The sequence below is a fragment of the Pseudomonas sp. GT1P32 genome, assembly GCF_054897805.1.
The window spans coordinates 1,329,529-1,346,575 of the sequence record NZ_CM142704.1 but is presented as its reverse complement, the minus strand read 5'-3'; the positions used below and the strand labels follow the sequence as shown (position 1 = coordinate 1,346,575).

Here is a 17,047-nt window from a genome sequence, read left to right as displayed (position 1 = left end):
GAACTTTCAGCGTAGTCAGCCGGGAGGGGCACGGAAGTACCGCAGATCGACAAGTTACCGTTCAGAAATCCCAGCGGGTGGTCAGTTGCACGTTGCGAGGCTCGCCGTAGAACCCGGTGCCAAAGTTGCCGAGCCCGGTGTAATAGGTCTGGTCGAAGAGGTTTTTCACGTTCAGCGTGGTGCTCAGGTGGTCGTTGAAGCGGTAACGCGCCATGACGTCCACCAGGGCATAGCTTTGCTGGGTGATTTTCGAAGACTGGCCGAAGTTGACCGGGTCGTTGGGGTTGGGCTGGAACACATTGCCGAAGAATTCGCTCTGCCAGTTCACGCCGCCGCCGACGGTGAGTTTTTCCAGTGTTCCTGACAACCGGTAGGTGCTGAACACCCGAACCACTTGTTCCGGCGCGGTGGTTTGCAGGATCGAGCCGTAGACGTAATCGCCCTTGGCATCGCGGGTGTGGTTGTAGCTGTAGCCGGCCGACAGATTCCAGCCTTCCATCACTTCACCCGCCACTTCGACTTCAAACCCTTTGGTCGTGGCGCCTTGCACCGGGCGGTACACCGACTCGGTATCGACACCGCTGACGTACTCGGCAACGTTGTTCTGCTCGATGCGGAACACCGCGAAGCTGGCGTTCAAGCGCCCGTCAAGGAATTCGGCCTTGAGGCCGGCCTCGTAGCTGTCGCCTTCCACCGGGTCGAGCAGTTTGCGCTCGGCATCCTTGCTCATCTGCGGCTGATAGATGCTGGTGTAGCTGGTGTACACCGACCAGGTGTCGTCGAGGTCGTAGACCAGCCCGGCATATGGGGTGACCACGCCGGTCTGGCGGTAGCTGTCGCGCACATCCTTGGTGGTCGGGGCGCTGTAGTCCAACTCATCGCTGGCAGTGAAGCGGCTGACCCGGGCGCCGAGGATCACCGCCAGGTCGTCGGTTGGCTTGAGCCGGGTGGCCAGGTAGGCACCGGTCTGGCGCTGGTCGATGTCGTTGTCGCCGACCTTGGCAATGTCCGGTTTCGCGAACTCGCCGCGCCAGTCGTAGATGCTGCCGTCGAGGGGCGGGTAGACCGAACCGTGCACCGGGATGTCCTGGCGCGTGTGCATCGACATGAAACCGGCGATCAGCTCATGCTCGCGACCCAGCAGGCTGAACGGGCCGATGAAATTGACGTCAAGGTTGTCTTGCAATTGATCGCCCTTGAACCGGCCCATGTACATGAACATGCCGTTGCCGGTGAGCGGGTCCGGATTGCCGCCGCTGGCCGAGGCGAGGAAGGTGTCGTGCTGGCGATGTTTGCGGTCGTAGCTGACCTTCAGTTTCCAGTCATTCGCCAGTTGCTGTTCCACCGAGGCGAAGATCGTCTGGTTGGTGAAGTCGCGCCGGCTCCAGTCGGTGGCCGGGTTGAACGAACGGGAAAAACGCGTGCGCGAACCGTCGCTGTTGTACATCGGGAAACCGGTCCAGCTGGCGCCACGGGAGCGGGTATTTTGCTGATCGATACCGAAGGTCACGAGAGTGCCCGGTGTCAGGTCGGCCTCGAGGATGCCGTAGGCGATGTCGCGGGTGTTGCGGTAGTTGTCCAGGTACGCGCTGCGGTCTTGATATGCCCCGACGAAACGTCCGCGCACGTTGCCGCTCTCGGTCAGCGGGCCAGCAATGTCGCCGGTGCTGCGAGAGTTGTCCCAGGAGCCGACGGCGCCGGTGATCGAGGCCTTGAATGCTTTGGTCGGGCGCTTGCGGATCAGGTTGACGGTGGCCGATGGGTCCCCTGAACCGGTCATCAGCCCGGTGGCGCCCTTGATGATCTCGACGCGGTCGAAGGTCGCCATGTCGGTGCTGGTGGTGCCGTAATCGTAGACGCCGTCGTAGTCGGTGTTGACGCCGTCGTACTGGAAGTTGGTGATCGGCAGGCCACGGCTGGAAAACTCCCAACGCTCGCTGTCGTAGTTCTGCACACTGACGCCGGGCACCCGGCGCAGGGCGTCGGCGATGCTGGTGGAGCCCTGATCGTCCAGTTGCTGGCGGGTGACGACCGACACCGACTGCGGGGTTTCACGCAAGGACAGCGACAGCCCGGTGGCTGAAGAGGTCGATCCGAGGGTGTAGGCGTGGCTGTCTTCGGTGATGGCGCCGAGCGCCTGGCCGGAAACGTTGGTGGTGCCCAGTTCCAGCGGCCCATCTGCTGCGGGGGCGAGCTGCAGGACATAGCCGCGGTCGCCCTGAGGCTGGGCTTGCAAGCCACTGCCTTGCAACAGTCGCTGCAAGCCCTGTTGCACGGTGAATTCGCCTTCAAGCCCCGGGCTGTATTTATCACTCGCCAGATCGTTGCGGCCGGCGAGGAATATCCCCGCCTGTTCGGCGAAACGGTTGAGTGCGCTGACCAACGAGCCGGCAGCGATCGTGTAATAACGCTTCTGGCTGGTGGACTGTTCACGGGTGCCGGCTGTTCCGGCGTGGGCGAAGGTCGGGGCAAGACTCAGCAGCGCGACCGGAAGGGCCAGTGCCAACGGACGCAAGGCAAAACGAGTGCGAGCGAAGGAGTCGCGCAAAAGGGTGTTCCCTGGAATCAGATCGGACGGCAATTGAAGTGCTTCACAGGGTTAACCGGACGAAAAACCAAAAAGGGAACTGTGGCGTTGAAATGTTTTTGGTTCACGCTTTCGGCGCGACGTTGACCCACCAGTCCATGGTTTTTTCGACGCGTATTGGTAGCGCCGCTTCCAGCAGGCGCAAGGCTTGATCGGTGTCCTTGAGCGGAAACGAACCCATCACCGGCAAACCGGCGATGGCCGGGTCGCACGCCAGATGCCCCGGTCGGTAGCGGCTCAATTCTTCGATCAACTGCCCCAGCGGCAGGTTGTCCGCCAGTAACAGACCACGGCGCCAGGCTTCGCGGCCCGCTGCTGCTTCGGTGGAAGGTGGCGTGTGGTTTTGCGTGAACGCCAATTGTCGTCCGGCCTCGACCACCTGCACCTGGCCCGCCGTGGTTCGAACTTCGACCGCGCCTTCGTAGACGTTCAGCAATGTCCGCTGTTGTTCCTGCCGCACGCTGAAACGAGTGCCGAGCGCGCGCATCCGGCCTTCGGCGGTTTGCACCAGAAACGCTCGGCTGCTGTCCTTGGCGGTATCGATCAACACTTCCCCGGCACTCAACAGCAGCAGGCGTTGCGTGGTGTCGAAACGCACATTCAGCGCGCTGAGGGCGTTGAGCCAGATGCGGCTGCCGTCACTGAGGAGGCTTTCCCGGGTTTCGCCGGTGCCCGTAGAAAGATCGGCGGTCCATCGGCCCAGAACGTCCGGCAGCGAAGATTCCCGCCAGGCGTTCCAGCCCAGTAGCCCGCCCGATGCGAGAATGAGCAGGCTCTTGACTGTCTGCCGACGGCTGATCGGCGAGCGCGTGGTATTACGCAGCACAAGTCCGGCGGCCTGCGGGTGATCATCCTGTAGCGCGGCGAAGCGCTGGCCAACACGCTCGACATAGCGCCAGGCCGCCTGATGATCGCCACTTTGCGCCAGCCAGGCTTGCCAGCGCTGACGTTCCTGATCGCCGACGTGCTGATCGTTGAGTTGCACATACCATTGCGCCGCTTGTTCGAGGCTGGCATGGCTGATCGAGTTGGAAGAAGTGGCGGGCATGGCGCTACTCGATCAACAGGCCATCGAGTTCGGCCTCAAGCATCGCGCAGTGCATCAGCGCCTGTGCCAGGTACTTTTTCACCATGCGCTCGCACACACCGATTTCTTCGGCGATGGCGCGGTAGGGCAGGCCATGCAACTGGGCGAGGATGAACGCGTCGCGAACATTCTTTGGCAGGCGCAGTAGCATGGCGTCCACTTCGTACAAGGTCTCGACGATGATTGCCCGTTGCTCCGGCGACGGTTGAACCGCCTGCGGACGTGCAGCCAGTGTTTCCAGCCACGCCTGTTCCAGCTGTCGACGGCGCCAGTGATCGATGCACAAGCCACGGGCAATGGTCGCCAGGTAGGAGCGCTCGCGACTTTCGCAGTCGAACACTTGAGGGCGCTTGAGCACGCGGATAAAGGTGTCATGGGCCAGGTCGGCAGCATCGAACGCATTGCTCAAGCGGCGGCGCAGCAGCTCATGCAGCCAGCGGTGATGCGTGACGTAGAGGTTCTGAACGCTGGAAGAATCGGCGACCATCATCGTGAACAGATATCCATGGGCGACAGGCGCCGTTGGTGCAAATAAGAATTGGTCGCGATTAAAACAAAAGGTTTTGCTGTGTGCAAATGATATTGGTTTGCTTTTAGGTTGTGCGGCCAGGTAGAAGGCCTTGGTTGTGTCAAATTGACTCTTGTCGTAGTCGTTTTGACTGTTCTGGCGTTAGGTCAAATTGACTGCCTTCGTCGTAGCGTGTTGATTTTTATAACTTAAAAAACTGGCACGAAATCTGAAGTAACAAACGTACAACTGGTCTGATTCGGGAGTACGGAAAAATGTTCGCTTACTTCAGCAATCCTCAGAATGTCTTGCACCTGTCGAGCAACATGCTGGGCGCGGGCCTGGCGCTGCTGCTGGCAGGCATCTACGGCGCTTATCTCTACGCCGGATACCTGCCGATCGTGGTGTTGGTCGCGATGCATGCCATGACCATCATCGGGCCTACCCTGATCAAGATTGGCTATGTCATGCGCCTGCTGGCCCAGCATCGGATGGGCAAAGGCTTGGTCACCGCAGCGGTTTGAGGCATCAGACCGGCATTTTGCTTGTGCCGAGACTCTAGCCTCGCCCCAGGCCGCCCTGTTCGGCGATCCAGCGGGTGGCCAGGTCGATAAAGGCGCGCAACTTCGGTTGAGTCTGGGTTCTGCTGGGGAAATACAGGTACAGCGCCGAACTCAGTGGCACGAACGGCTGCAGCACCCGCTCCAGTCGGCCGTCCGCCAACTCATCGGCGATTTCCAGATCGCAGGCATACGCCAGGCCCGAACCGCTACGGGCGGCCGCCACCAGCAACCTTCGGTCATTGACGATCACGCCGCCCTCGACACCCACCGTAAAATCGCGCCCCTCGCGGCGAAACTCCCAGCGGTGCGCGCTCCCCGAGGTCGAAAAGCGAAAACCGATGCATTGATGACGGGTCAGGTCTTCAGGGCTGGCCGGTTTGCCTGCCTTGGCGAAGTACTCCGGCGCACCCACCACCGACCATTGCAGATCCGGCGTGAGGCGCACTGCGACCATGTCTTTTTCGATGGACTCGCCCAGGCGGATCCCGGCATCGAAACCGCCAGCCATCAGGTCCACCGTGGCGTCATCAAGGGAGATGTCGAGGGTGACTTGCGGATAAGCCTCGCGAAACAGCGGAATCAGCGGCTCCATCAACAAGGCCCCGGACAGCCTCGGTGCAGTGAGGCGCAGCGTGCCCATGGGCTGATCGCGAAAGCCGCTGAGCACCGCCAGCGCCTCATCGATTTCACTGGCCGCAGGGCGCAACCGCGCAAACAGGCTGGCCCCGGCTTCAGTCAACGCCACTCGGCGTGTGGTGCGCTGGAATAGCAACACGCCCGTACGGCGCTCGAGCAATTTGATCGCATGGCTGACGGCGGTGGGGGTGACCGCCAACCGAGTCGCGGCGAGGGTGAAACTCTTGTGCTCGGCTACCGCCAGAAACTCGGTCAAGCCATCGAAAGGATCTTGATTCATTGCGGCGCCATTATGAAAGAGCGTTTCATAGTGCTTGTAACACGAGGGCATTTTTCCGGGCAATCTTCCTGCGTACCTTGTGCCTACCCCCACTGCACACAAGGAACACGCTCATGACCACTTCCAACAACTTCAAACGTATCTGGCTCATCACGGGCGCTTCTCGCGGTATCGGCGCAAAAATCGCCGCCGCCGCTCTGGCCAACGGTGACGCGGTGGTTGCCACCGCCCGCGATGCCAACAGCATCACTCAGCGTTTTGGCGATCAACCCGGTTTGCTGGCCGTCACCCTCGACGTCACTGACGAAGCGCAGGGCGTTGCAGTCGCCAAAGCCGCCATCGAGCACTTCGGACGCATCGACGTGCTGGTCAACAACGCCGGTTTCGGTTTGCTCGGCGCAGTAGAAGAAGCCACTGCCGATGAAATACGCCGCGTGTACGAAACCAATGTCTTCGGTTTGTTGAACGTCACCCGCGCCGTCCTGCCGCACATGCGCGCCGCTCGCAGCGGGCATGTGATCAACCTGTCATCGGTGGGGGGTTACAGGTCCGGGGCGGGTTTCGGTGTTTACTGCTCGACCAAATTTGCCGTCGAAGGCTTGAGTGAAGCGCTGCATGCCGAGCTGGAGCCGCTGGGCGTCAAGGTCACCATCGTTGAACCCGGCTATTTCCGCACCGAATTCCTTGAGGGCAACTCGCTGGTCGAGTCGCCGTCCTCGATTGCCGACTACGACGGCACTGCGGGCGAAGTGCGCAAGATTGCCAAGGCCGTGACCCTGAATCAGCCTGGTGATCCGGACAAACTGGCCCAGGTCATGATCACCTTGGTGGAAGCGCAAAAGGCACCGCTGCGCCTGCCGCTGGGCAGTGACTGCGTCGCGGCGATCGAAGCGAAAAACAGCTTTGTCGCCGGTGAGTTGCAGGCTTGGCGCGAAGTGTCGGTTTCCACCGATTTCTAAGCCCCGACGCAACCTGTAGGAGCCGGCTTGCTGGCGAAGCAGCAGTGGCCATACTGTCGCCTTCGCCAGCAAGCTGGCTCCTACAGGTTTGAGGTGGTTTTGAGAGTACCGGTGGTCGATGAACCGGTCTCGCCCGGCAATTTGCGCTTAGCTATAGGGATAACCCAAACAGCGCTACCTGTAGGAGCGAAGCTTGCTCGCGAAGGGGCCGTGTCATTTGACATGGAAGTCGTCTGTCACACCGCCTTCGCGAGCAAGCTTCGCTCCTACATGGGCCGTGAGTCTGAGGAATTCGCCATGCTGACCCTCAACATCAATGGCAAGGATCAGGCACTGGATGTCCCTGCGGACATGCCGCTGCTTTGGGTCCTGCGCGATGTCGCGCACCTGACCGGTACCAAATTCGGTTGCGGCATGGCCCAGTGCGGCGCCTGCACCGTGCATGTCGACGGGGCGCCGTTGCGCTCCTGCATCACGCCCGCCACGGCGGTGGCCAATGGGCAAAAAATCCTCACCATCGAAGGCCTGTCCACCGACGGTTCGCACCCGGTGCAACAAGCCTGGGCCGAACTCGATGTGGTCCAGTGCGGCTACTGCCAGTCCGGGCAGATCATGTCAGCGGCGGCGCTGCTGGCGAAAATCCCCAAGCCCACCGACAGCGATATCGACCAGGCGCTCTCCGGCAACATCTGCCGCTGCGGCACCTACCCGAGGATTCGTGCCGCGGTCAAACGCGCCGCCGACATCGGTTGACGGGAGTCATGCACCATGAACAGCATCAATCCGTTATCGCGCCGTGGTTTTCTCAAGGGCAGCGCAGTGCTGGGCGGTGGATTGGTAATCGCCTTTGTCATCCCCGGTGCCCACCGTTTTGCCATGGGCGCCGAGAGTCAGGGCAACGTCTTCGCGCCCAATGCATTTTTACGAATCGGTAACGACAACAGCGTCACCGTGCTGCTCGGCCATTCTGAAATGGGCCAGGGCATCTGGACCGGCCTGACCATGCTGATCGCCGAAGAACTGGACGCCGACTGGTCGAAAATCCGCGTCGAACACGCCCCTGCTTCGGCCGCCGACTATGGTCTGGCCGGGTTTGGCGGGATGCAAATCACCGGCGGTTCGACCTCGACCTGGATGGAATTCGATCGCTACCGTCAGGCGGGCGCGGCGGCGCGGTTGATGCTGATCGATGCCGCCGCCAAGCGCTTCAATGTTGCGCCTTCGCAGATTCGCACCGAGTCGGGTGTGGTCATTGCCGGCGACAATCGCGCCACGTACGGCGAACTGGCCGATGACGCGGGGCAGTTGCCGGCACCGGACCCGGCATCGATCAAATTCAAGGAGGCGAAAGACTGGAAGGTCATCGGCAAACCGACCAAACGCCTGGACACACCGGAGAAAATCACCGGGAGAGCCAAATTCGGGATGGACGTGCAGTTCGACGGACTCATGACCGCGATGGTTGCCCGCGCGCCGGTGTTCGGCGGCAGTGTCAAATCCTTTGAAGGCGCCGAAGCGCTGGCGATCCCGGGCGTGCACAAAGTGGTGCAGGTGCCGACGGGTGTCGCGGTGATTGCCGATCATTACTGGGCGGCGAAACTGGGGCGCGATGCGCTGAAGGTCGATTGGGATCTGGGGTCGAACACCGGGCTCGACAGCCAACATCTGTTGGAGAGCTTTCGCAAACTTGCCGCCACACCGGGCACTTCGGCCAGCAAGGCCGGGGATGCGCAGGGCGCTTTGCGCAAGGCCGCGAAGACGATTGATGTCGAGTACAGCGTGCCGTACCTGGCTCATGCACCGATGGAGCCGCTCAATTGCACGGTGAAAATCACCCAGGACAAATGCGAGATCTGGACCGGTACGCAGTTCCAGACGCTGGATCAAATGATCGCGGGAAAAATCACCGGGCTCAAACCCGAGCAGGTCGAGATTCATACCGAGTTTCTGGGCGGCGGTTTCGGCCGGCGGGCCAACCCGACTTCGGACTTTGTCGCTGAGGCGGTGGAGGTTGCGAAGGCGGCGGGCGGCCCGGTGAAAACGGTGTGGTCGCGTGAGGACGACATCCGTGGCGGCTATTACCGCTCGGCATTCCTGCATCAGGCGCGTATCGGCCTGGATGCCGGTGGAATGCCGATTGCGTGGAAGCACGTGATGGTCGGGCAGTCGATCATGGACGGCACGGCGTTTGCGGCCACCATGGTCAAGGACGGTATCGACAAAACGTCGGTCGAAGGCGTTGTCGACAGTCCTTACATCGAGGGCTTGGCCAATCATCAAGTGGAACTGCATTCGCCGAAGACCGGCATCACCGTGTTGTGGTTGCGTTCGGTAGGGCACACCCACACGGCGTTCGTGATGGAGTCGCTGATCGATGAGCTGGCCGAGGCGGCTGGCAAGGACCCGGTGGAGTACCGGCGAACCTTGCTCAAGGACCATGCGCGGCATCTTGGTGTGTTGAACCTGGCGGTCGAGAAGGCCAATTGGACAGCGCCATTACCGGATGGGCATGCACTGGGTGTCGCGGTGCATGAGTCGTTCGGCAGCTACGTCGCGCAGGTTGCCGAGGTGTCCCAGGACAACCTGAAGATCCGCGTGCACCGGGTGGTGTGCGCGGTGGACTGCGGGATTGCGGTCAACCCGATGAGCATCGCGGCGCAAATGGAGTCGGCCATCACCTTCGGCCTCGGGTTTACCTTGCACAGCAAACTGACCTTCAAGGATGGGCAGGTGGTGCAGTCCAATTACCACGACTATCAAGTGCTGCGCCTGAACGAAATGCCCGTGGTTGAAGTGCATATCCTGCCCAGCACCGACAAACCCGGCGGCATCGGTGAAGCTGGCGTGCCGCCCACGGCGCCGGCGGTGGCCAACGCTGTGTTTGCCCTGACCGGGCAACGGTTGCGCGAACTGCCCTTGCAACTGTCGGGGGTGTGAGATGAGGCGACATCTGATTCTGGGCGCAGTGGTGCTGATCCTCCTGACGATCTACGCCACGGACCTGTTCTCAGAGGATAGAGAAGCGTTGAAGGCTTTCGATACCGTGCAGAAAGTGTTTCAGAGCCCGCGCTGCCAGAACTGCCATATCCCGGGTGATTCATCGTTGCAGTTCGATGCCGGAACGCCCCACGCGATGAGCGTCGTACGCGGCATGGACGGCAAGGGCGCGGCCGGTTTGCCGTGCGCCACCTGCCACGCCGACAGCAATCCGCCGGCCAGTTACGGCCCGCATACGCCGCCGGGTGCACCGCACTGGAGCCTGCCGCCTGCGACGCACAAAATGGCCTGGATCGGGCTGCCGGCCGACAAATTGTGCGCAATGATCAAGGACCGCTCCAGCAATGGCGACCGGGATTTCGCCGCGCTGATCAAGCATGTCAGCGACGACAAACTGGTGCTGTGGGGCTGGAGTCCGGGTGAAGGGCGAGCGCCGGTGCCGGTGCCGCACGATGTTTTCGTCACTCAATTCAAGCGCTGGGCCGAGGCCGGAGGGCCTTGTCCGATGGTGGGCAGTTGACCGGCGGTCCGTTAACCGGGAGTCAAACCGGGTACGGACCACTCTAAAGAACATACCCGCCAATGGAGTGAGTCATGCTGAACTCAGGCAAACCGGTAAAACACGGCGCTAACGCAGATCCTTTGCTGTCGCCCCAGCAAGCGCGTCAATTGCTGCGTGATCAGGCCCGTAAGGCCGAGCAGGAAGTGATTGGTGTGCAGATGGCGAGCATGGATGAGTTGACGCTGCTGTCCAACCGTCACGGCTTCACGACACTGGCCCAACTGGGGCTGGACGCCTGTCAGCGACTGGAAAAACCGGCCACGCTGCTGTTTTTCGACCTCGATAATTTCAAGCACATCAACTATTTGTACGGCCGCGCCGAGGGAGATGACGCCCTGAAAACCTTTGCCGACGTGCTGCGCATCGCGTTTCGCGAAAACGATGTGATTGGCCGGCTCGGCGATGACGAGTTTGTGGCTTTGTTGACTGGTTCAAGTGCCGTCGAACTGAGCGCGATCAAGGCGCGACTCGAAGAAATCCTCGACGAGCGCAACGCCACGATGCGTCGCGGTTATGACATTCGATTCAGCATTGGCCAGGTCGAGTACGACATTAATCTGCATCACTCGATCGATGAACTGCTGATTGAAGCGGAGAGCGCGTTGCACCGGTAGGCTGAGGTTTCAGTGGTGTATGTGCGGGCCAAATCGCCGGTAAGCCGGTCTCGCTCCCACAGTGGATCCTCGCAGAATACAAAACCTGCATCCGGCACAAATCCTTGTGGGAGCGAGCCTGCTCGCGAAGGCGTCCTCACAGTCGCCATCAAGCTCACTTGGCGAACAGCTGGCTAATGTCCTTGAACGCCTTGAACTCCAGCGCATTGCCGCATGGATCAAACAGAAACATCGTCGCCTGTTCACCCACCAACCCCTGAAACCGAATGCCCGGTTCAATCACGAATCGTGTTTCACGCGCCTTCAGCCGTTCAGCCAAACCCTCCCACTCATCCATCCCCAGCACCACGCCAAAATGCGGCACCGGCACGTCATGCCCGTCCACGGCGTTGGTGTGCGCCGCTTCCTGTGAGGCGTTTTTGGGCGCCAGGTGAATCACCAGTTGATGGCCGAAAAAATTGAAGTCGACCCAATGATCGCTGGACCGGCCTTCCTCCAGGCCGAAGACATCACGGTAAAAAGTCCGGGCTGCCGCGAGGTCATATACCGGGATGGCCAAGTGAAAAGGGGAGAGTTGCATCGTTGTGCCTCGCAGATTGACGGTGGTAGAGGTGGAGTTTAGCGCTGTGCTTTTCGATTGAAAGACGATAGTTTTTGCGTCGAGCTCAAATTATTTCGATCAATCGAGGCCGTCATGCTGCGTGAACTGAAAACCTTCATCGCTGTTACACGCTACGGCACATTCGCCGCCGCCGGCATGCACATCGGCCTGACGCAGTCGGCGGTCAGCGCGCAGATGCGCAATCTGGAACAGGCGCTGGGCATTCGTTTGTTCGATCGCACCGGGCGTCAGGCGATTCTCAATGCGGCAGGGCAACGGGCGTTGCCGATGGCTCGGGAGATGCTGGAAACCTTCAGTCGCATGGCGGTCAGCGATGACGTCAGCGAGTACCGTGGCGAGTTGAAGATTGGCGCAGTGGCCACGGCCCAGACTGGGTTGCTGCCCCAGGCGTTGTTGCGCTTGCGCCAGCAAGCGCCGTTGCTGGAACCGAAACTGGTGCCGGGCGTTTCACTCAACCTGCTGAGCCAGGTCGATACCGGGGAGGTTGATCTGGCCATTCTGATCAAGCCGCCGTTCGAGTTGCCCAAGGAGTTGTCGGCGCAGGTCATTCGCAAGGAACCGTTTGTGCTGATCGTGCCGCCGGAGCTTGAGGGTGATGACCCGTTGCAGATCCTCGCGAGCCATCCCCATGTGCGTTACGACCGCAATTCATTCGGTGGGCGCCTGGTGACGCGGTTCCTGCGTGAGCAGCAGGTTGATGTGCAGGTGGCTTTGGAACTGGATGAACTGGAGGCCATCGTCAAAATGGTTGAATGCGGATTGGGAGTGTCGTTGCTTCCCGAGGCCGGGTTGTGGCTTGAGTATGGCGCGAAGGTGCGGATCATCCGGTTGGGGGAATTGACGTTCTACCGCGAGATTGTGCTGTTACAGCGCTACAGCCAACGCTTGCAGCCAATCCAGCAGCTATTTGCCGACTGTCTGAGCCAATAGATGATCCCTGTAGGAGCCGGCTTGCTGGCGATGGCGGTGTGTCAGTCGATATATTGATTGTCTGGACGGACGCTATCGCCAGCAAGCCGGCTCCTACAAGGGTTGCGTTGAGTCTGAAATCGCAGGCACAAAAAAACCCGCCTACAGAGGCGGGTTTTTTAGTTGGCCAGTCGAAGATTACTCTTCGAGGCTGCCCATGGCCGTGGTGTTGAAACCACCGTCCACGTACATGATTTCACCGCTGATGCCGGACGCCAGGTCCGAGCACAGGAAGGCGCCGGCGTTGCCGACTTCGTCGATGGTGACGTTGCGACGCAGCGGGGTTTGCGCTTCGTTGGCGGCCAGCATCTTGCGGAAGTTCTTGATGCCGGAAGCGGCGAGGGTGCGGATCGGGCCAGCCGATACGCAGTTGACGCGAGTGCCGTCCGGGCCCAGGGAGCCGGCCAGGTAACGTACGCCGGCTTCCAGCGAAGCCTTGGCCATGCCCATTACATTGTAGTTAGGCATGGTGCGCTCGGCGCCCAGGTACGACAGGGTCAGCAGGCTGCCATTGCGGCCTTTCATCATTTCGCGGCCAGCTTTGGCCAAAGCCACGAAGCTGTAGGCGCTGATGTCGTGAGCAATGCGGAAACCTTCACGGGTGGTGGCTTCGGTGAAGTCGCCGTCCAGTTGGTCGCCCGGGGCGAAGCCGACGGAGTGCACGATGCAGTCCAGGCCATCCCACTTCTTGCCCAGCTCAACGAAGACCTTGGCGATTTCTTCATCGCTGGCCACGTCGCACGGGAAGCACAGGTCCGGGTTGGAACCCCAGCTTTGTGCGAACTCTTCGACACGACCCTTGAGTTTGTCGTTCTGATAAGTGAAGGCAAGCTCAGCGCCCTCGCGATGCATGGCGGCAGCGATGCCGGATGCGATGGACAGCTTGCTGGCGACACCGACGATCAGTACGCGCTTACCGGCGAGAAAACCCATGTGTTGCTCCTCTCTTTCAGGTTATTGCGCAGTGGCTGGTGCCAGAAAAGCGGCTTCCAGCAACTGCTGTGTATACGGATGTTGGGGGGCGGCAAAGATACTTTGCGCGTCTCCCTGTTCGACCACTTGGCCATGCTTGACCACCATCAGCTGGTGGCTCAGCGCTTTGACGACAGCCAGGTCATGGCTGATAAACAGATACGTCAGGTTGTACTTGGTTTGCAGTGAACGCAAAAGCTCCACCACTTGGCGCTGCACTGTCCGGTCGAGGGCCGAAGTCGGCTCGTCCAGCAGAATCAGCGCCGGTTTTAGCACTAATGCCCGGGCAATGGCGATTCTCTGCCGCTGCCCGCCGGAAAATTCGTGGGGGTAGCGGTGCCGGGTTTCCGGATCCAGACCTACCTCCCTGAGTGCCGCAATAATCGCTTGTTCCTGTTCTGCCTCGGTGCCCATCTTGTGAATCCGCAGGCCTTCGCCGACGATCTGGCTCACGCACATTCGCGGGCTCAGGCTGCCGAACGGGTCCTGAAACACTACCTGCATCTCCCGACGCAGCGGCCGAACCTGTTGTTGCGTCAGGCAGTCTAGCTGCTTGCCTTCAAAACGGATCGCACCTTTGCTGCCAATCAGCCGCAAAATCGCCAAACCGAGTGTCGACTTGCCGGAACCGCTTTCTCCCACAATCCCCAGGGTCTGTCCCTGAGGCAGGCTGAAATTGATCCCGTCCACCGCTTTGATGTGATCGACGGTCTTTTTCAGCAAGCCTTTCTTGATCGGGAACCAGACTTTCAGGTCCTCGACCTGCAGCAAAGGCGGCCCGATAACATTGGTCGCCGGTTTGCCGCTGGGCTCCGCTGCCAGCAGTTCCCGAGTGTACGGATGCTGCGGCGCGCGGAACAACTCTTCGCACGATGCCTGTTCGACGATGCAACCGCGCTGCATGACACATACGCGATGCGCAATTCTTCGCACAAGGTTCAAATCGTGACTGATCAGTAACAATGCCATGCCCAGACGGGCCTGCAATTCCTTGAGCAATTCGAGGATTTTCAGCTGGACGGTCACGTCCAGCGCGGTGGTCGGTTCGTCCGCGATCAGCAGTTCCGGCTCGTTGGCCAGGGCCATGGCGATCATCACCCGTTGGCGCTGGCCGCCGGACAATTCGTGGGGCAGGGCTTTCAGGCGCTTCTCGGGTTCCGGAATACCGACCATTTCCAGCAGTTCCAGCGTGCGTTTGGTCGCGACTTTGCCGATCAAACCTTTGTGGATGCTGAGAACTTCGTTGATCTGCTTCTCGATCGAGTGCAGCGGATTGAGCGAAGTCATCGGCTCCTGAAAGATCATCGCGATCCGGTTGCCGCGGATGTGGCGGATGGTTTTCTCTTTCAGGCTCAGCAGGTCTTGCCCGGAATACTCAATGGTGCCGGACGGATGCCGGGCGAGCGGGTAGGGCAGCAAGCGCAGGATCGAGTGCGCGGTCACCGATTTGCCGGAACCGCTTTCACCCACCAGCGCCAGGGTCTCGCCGCGCTTGATGTCGAAACTGACACCTTCGACCACGCGCTGACAGCGATCACCGACGACGAATTCGACGGACAGGTCGCGCACTTCGATCAGATTGTCCTGATTCATATCACTTCCTCGGGTCGAAGGCATCGCGAGCGGACTCGCCGATGAACACCAGCAGACTCAACATCAACGCCAGCACCGCAAACGCGCTCATGCCCAGCCACGGCGCTTGCAGGTTGGATTTGCCCTGGGCCACCAGTTCACCCAGCGACGGCGCGCCCGGGGGCAAGCCGAAACCCAGGAAGTCCAGCGCCGTCAGCGTGCCGATGGCGCCGGTCAGGATGAACGGCATGAACGTCATGGTCGAAACCATCGCGTTGGGCAAGATGTGGCGGAACATGATCGCACCATTCTGCATCCCCAGCGCCCGGGCCGCGCGCACGTATTCGAGGTTGCGTCCGCGCAGGAACTCGGCACGGACCACGTCCACCAGGCTCATCCACGAAAACAGCAGCATGATCCCCAGCAGCCACCAGAAGTTCGGCTGGACGAAGCTGGCGAGAATGATCAGCAGATACAGCACCGGCAACCCGGACCAGATCTCCAGGAACCGCTGCCCGGCCAGGTCGACCCAGCCGCCATAGAAACCCTGCAAGGCGCCGGCAATCACGCCGATGATCGAGCTGAGAATGGTCAATGTCAGCGCGAACAGCACCGAAATCCGGAAGCCGTAAATCACCCGCGCCAACACATCGCGCCCCTGATCGTCCGTGCCCAGCAGGTTGTCGGTCGACGGCGGCGCCGGTGCCGGGACTTTCAGGTCGTAGTTGATGCTTTGGTAGCTGTAGGGAATCGGCGCCCAGAGCACCCACGCGTCCTTGGCCTTGAGCAGTTCGCGGATATACGGGCTCTTGTAGTTGGCTTCCAGCGGGAACTCGCCGCCGAACGTAGTCTCCGGGTAGCGCTTGAGCGCCGGGAAGTACCAGCTGTTGTCGTAATGCACCACCAAGGGTTTGTCGTTGGCGATCAGCTCGGCGCCGAGGCTCAGGCCGAACAGCACGAGAAACAGCCACAGCGACCACCAGCCGCGCTTGTTGGCCTTGAACAGTTCGAAACGCCGACGATTGAGAGGGGACAGGTTCATCTCAATGCTCCCGGCTTTCGAAGTCGATGCGCGGATCGACAAAGGTGTACGTCAGATCGCCGATCAGTTTCACCACCAATCCCAGCAGGGTGAAGATGAACAACGTGCCGAAGACCACCGGGTAATCGCGGTTGATCGCCGCTTCGAAACTCATCAGGCCGAGACCGTCGAGGGAAAAGATCACTTCCACCAGCAACGAACCGGTGAAGAAAATCCCGATGAACGCCGATGGGAAACCGGCAATCACCAACAGCATGGCGTTGCGGAACACGTGGCCGTAGAGCACACGGTGATTGGTCAGGCCCTTGGCCTTGGCGGTGACCACGTACTGCTTGTTGATTTCATCGAGGAAGCTGTTTTTGGTCAGCAGGGTCATGGTCGCGAAGTTACCGATCACCAGCGCCGTCACCGGCAATGCCAGGTGCCAGAAGTAATCGAGAATCTTGCCGCCCATGCTCAGTTCATCGAAGTTGTTCGAGGTCAGTCCCCGAAGCGGGAACCAGTCGAAATAGCTGCCGCCGGCAAATACCACGATCAGCAAAATGGCAAACAGGAACGCCGGGATCGCGTAGCCGACGATGATCGCCGAGCTGGTCCAGACGTCGAAGTGGCTGCCGTGCCGCGTGGCCTTGGCGATCCCCAGCGGGATCGACACCAGGTACATGATCAGCGTGCTCCACAGCCCGAGGGAGATCGACACCGGCATCTTTTCCTTGATCAGGTCGATGACCTTGGCGTCGCGAAAGAAACTGTCGCCGAAATCCAGGGTGGCGTAGTTCTTGACCATGATCCACAAACGTTCCGGCGCCGATTTGTCGAAGCCATACATGTGCTCGATTTCTTTCACCAGCGCGGGGTCCAGGCCCTGGGCGCCACGATAGGCGGAACCGGCCACCGACACCTCGGCACCACCGCCGGCAATGCGGCTGGTGGCGCCTTCGAAACCTTCGAGCTTGGCGATCATCTGTTCCACCGGCCCGCCGGGGGCAGCCTGGATGATCACGAAGTTGATCAGCAAAATGCCGAGCAACGTCGGGATGATCAGCAGCAGTCGCCGAAAAATATACGCCAGCATCT

16 protein-coding genes are annotated in these 17,047 nt (G+C 60.5%); 7 read left to right on the top strand and 9 right to left on the bottom strand.

Annotated elements, in window-relative coordinates:
* Positions 1-61 precede the first annotated feature (61 nt).
* The 3 genes from ACYZUC_RS06110 to ACYZUC_RS06100 form a co-directional block, all read right to left on the bottom strand.
* Positions 62-2,548, bottom strand: coding sequence for a TonB-dependent siderophore receptor (locus ACYZUC_RS06110; RefSeq protein WP_461994341.1), 2,487 nt, complete (start codon positions 2,546-2,548; stop codon positions 62-64).
* Positions 2,549-2,651: 103 nt separating this feature from the next.
* The gene (locus ACYZUC_RS06105; protein ID WP_461994339.1) at positions 2,652-3,635 is read right to left on the bottom strand and encodes a FecR domain-containing protein; all 984 of its coding nucleotides are present in this window, start codon (positions 3,633-3,635) and stop codon (positions 2,652-2,654) included.
* Between the two features lie 4 nt (positions 3,636-3,639).
* Positions 3,640-4,164: a sigma-70 family RNA polymerase sigma factor gene (locus tag ACYZUC_RS06100; protein ID WP_192227371.1), complete on the bottom strand. Its 525-nt coding sequence runs from the start codon at positions 4,162-4,164 to the stop codon at positions 3,640-3,642.
* A gap of 293 nt (positions 4,165-4,457) precedes the next feature.
* Here ACYZUC_RS06100 and ACYZUC_RS06095 point away from each other — a divergent pair, with 293 nt between their 5' ends.
* Positions 4,458-4,706 carry a transmembrane sensor/regulator PpyR gene (locus ACYZUC_RS06095; RefSeq protein WP_461994337.1) on the top strand — a complete coding sequence of 83 codons (249 nt, stop codon included), beginning with the start codon at positions 4,458-4,460 and terminating at the stop codon, positions 4,704-4,706.
* 34 nt (positions 4,707-4,740) lie between these two features.
* On the opposite strand, the gene ACYZUC_RS06090 is transcribed toward ACYZUC_RS06095, so the two are convergent.
* Positions 4,741-5,661, bottom strand: a complete 921-nt coding sequence (locus ACYZUC_RS06090) for a LysR family transcriptional regulator (protein ID WP_461994335.1) — start codon at positions 5,659-5,661, stop codon at positions 4,741-4,743.
* A 113-nt stretch (positions 5,662-5,774) separates the two neighbouring features.
* Here ACYZUC_RS06090 and ACYZUC_RS06085 point away from each other — a divergent pair, with 113 nt between their 5' ends.
* From ACYZUC_RS06085 to ACYZUC_RS06065, 5 genes are all read left to right on the top strand, one after another.
* Positions 5,775-6,620 carry an oxidoreductase gene (locus ACYZUC_RS06085; RefSeq protein ID WP_461994334.1) on the top strand — a complete coding sequence of 282 codons (846 nt, stop codon included), beginning with the start codon at positions 5,775-5,777 and terminating at the stop codon, positions 6,618-6,620.
* 297 nt (positions 6,621-6,917) lie between these two features.
* The gene (locus ACYZUC_RS06080) at positions 6,918-7,373 is read left to right on the top strand and encodes a (2Fe-2S)-binding protein (RefSeq protein WP_461994332.1); all 456 of its coding nucleotides are present in this window, start codon (positions 6,918-6,920) and stop codon (positions 7,371-7,373) included.
* Positions 7,374-7,388: 15 nt separating this feature from the next.
* Positions 7,389-9,557, top strand: a complete 2,169-nt coding sequence (locus tag ACYZUC_RS06075) for a xanthine dehydrogenase family protein molybdopterin-binding subunit (protein ID WP_461994330.1) — start codon at positions 7,389-7,391, stop codon at positions 9,555-9,557.
* Position 9,558: 1 nt separating this feature from the next.
* A complete protein-coding gene (locus ACYZUC_RS06070) occupies positions 9,559-10,137 on the top strand; it encodes a hypothetical protein (RefSeq protein WP_461994328.1) in 579 nt (192 codons plus the stop codon).
* Between the two features lie 74 nt (positions 10,138-10,211).
* Entirely contained in the window at positions 10,212-10,793 is a 582-nt protein-coding gene (locus tag ACYZUC_RS06065) for a GGDEF domain-containing protein (protein ID WP_461994327.1), read from the top strand.
* Between the two features lie 154 nt (positions 10,794-10,947).
* On the opposite strand, the gene ACYZUC_RS06060 is transcribed toward ACYZUC_RS06065, so the two are convergent.
* A complete protein-coding gene (locus ACYZUC_RS06060) occupies positions 10,948-11,373 on the bottom strand; it encodes a VOC family protein (protein WP_461994325.1) in 426 nt (141 codons plus the stop codon).
* A gap of 114 nt (positions 11,374-11,487) precedes the next feature.
* Here ACYZUC_RS06060 and ACYZUC_RS06055 point away from each other — a divergent pair, with 114 nt between their 5' ends.
* On the top strand, positions 11,488-12,345 hold the full coding sequence (locus ACYZUC_RS06055; RefSeq protein ID WP_461994323.1) for a LysR family transcriptional regulator: 858 nt from the start codon (positions 11,488-11,490) through the stop codon (positions 12,343-12,345).
* Between the two features lie 177 nt (positions 12,346-12,522).
* Here the strand turns inward: ACYZUC_RS06055 and fabI are convergent, their stop codons facing one another.
* Genes fabI through ACYZUC_RS06035 form a run of 4 tightly spaced genes read right to left on the bottom strand, consistent with a single transcriptional unit; the run spans position 12,523 to position 17,045 of the window.
* Positions 12,523-13,317 carry an enoyl-ACP reductase FabI gene (gene fabI, locus ACYZUC_RS06050; protein ID WP_008152082.1) on the bottom strand — a complete coding sequence of 265 codons (795 nt, stop codon included), beginning with the start codon at positions 13,315-13,317 and terminating at the stop codon, positions 12,523-12,525.
* 21 nt (positions 13,318-13,338) lie between these two features.
* Positions 13,339-14,949, bottom strand: coding sequence for an ABC transporter ATP-binding protein (locus ACYZUC_RS06045; protein ID WP_461994321.1), 1,611 nt, complete (start codon positions 14,947-14,949; stop codon positions 13,339-13,341).
* A gap of 1 nt (position 14,950) precedes the next feature.
* On the bottom strand, positions 14,951-15,970 hold the full coding sequence (locus tag ACYZUC_RS06040) for an ABC transporter permease (protein WP_008028637.1): 1,020 nt from the start codon (positions 15,968-15,970) through the stop codon (positions 14,951-14,953).
* Position 15,971: 1 nt separating this feature from the next.
* The gene (locus ACYZUC_RS06035; RefSeq protein WP_008028636.1) at positions 15,972-17,045 is read right to left on the bottom strand and encodes a microcin C ABC transporter permease YejB; all 1,074 of its coding nucleotides are present in this window, start codon (positions 17,043-17,045) and stop codon (positions 15,972-15,974) included.
* Positions 17,046-17,047 lie beyond the last annotated feature (2 nt).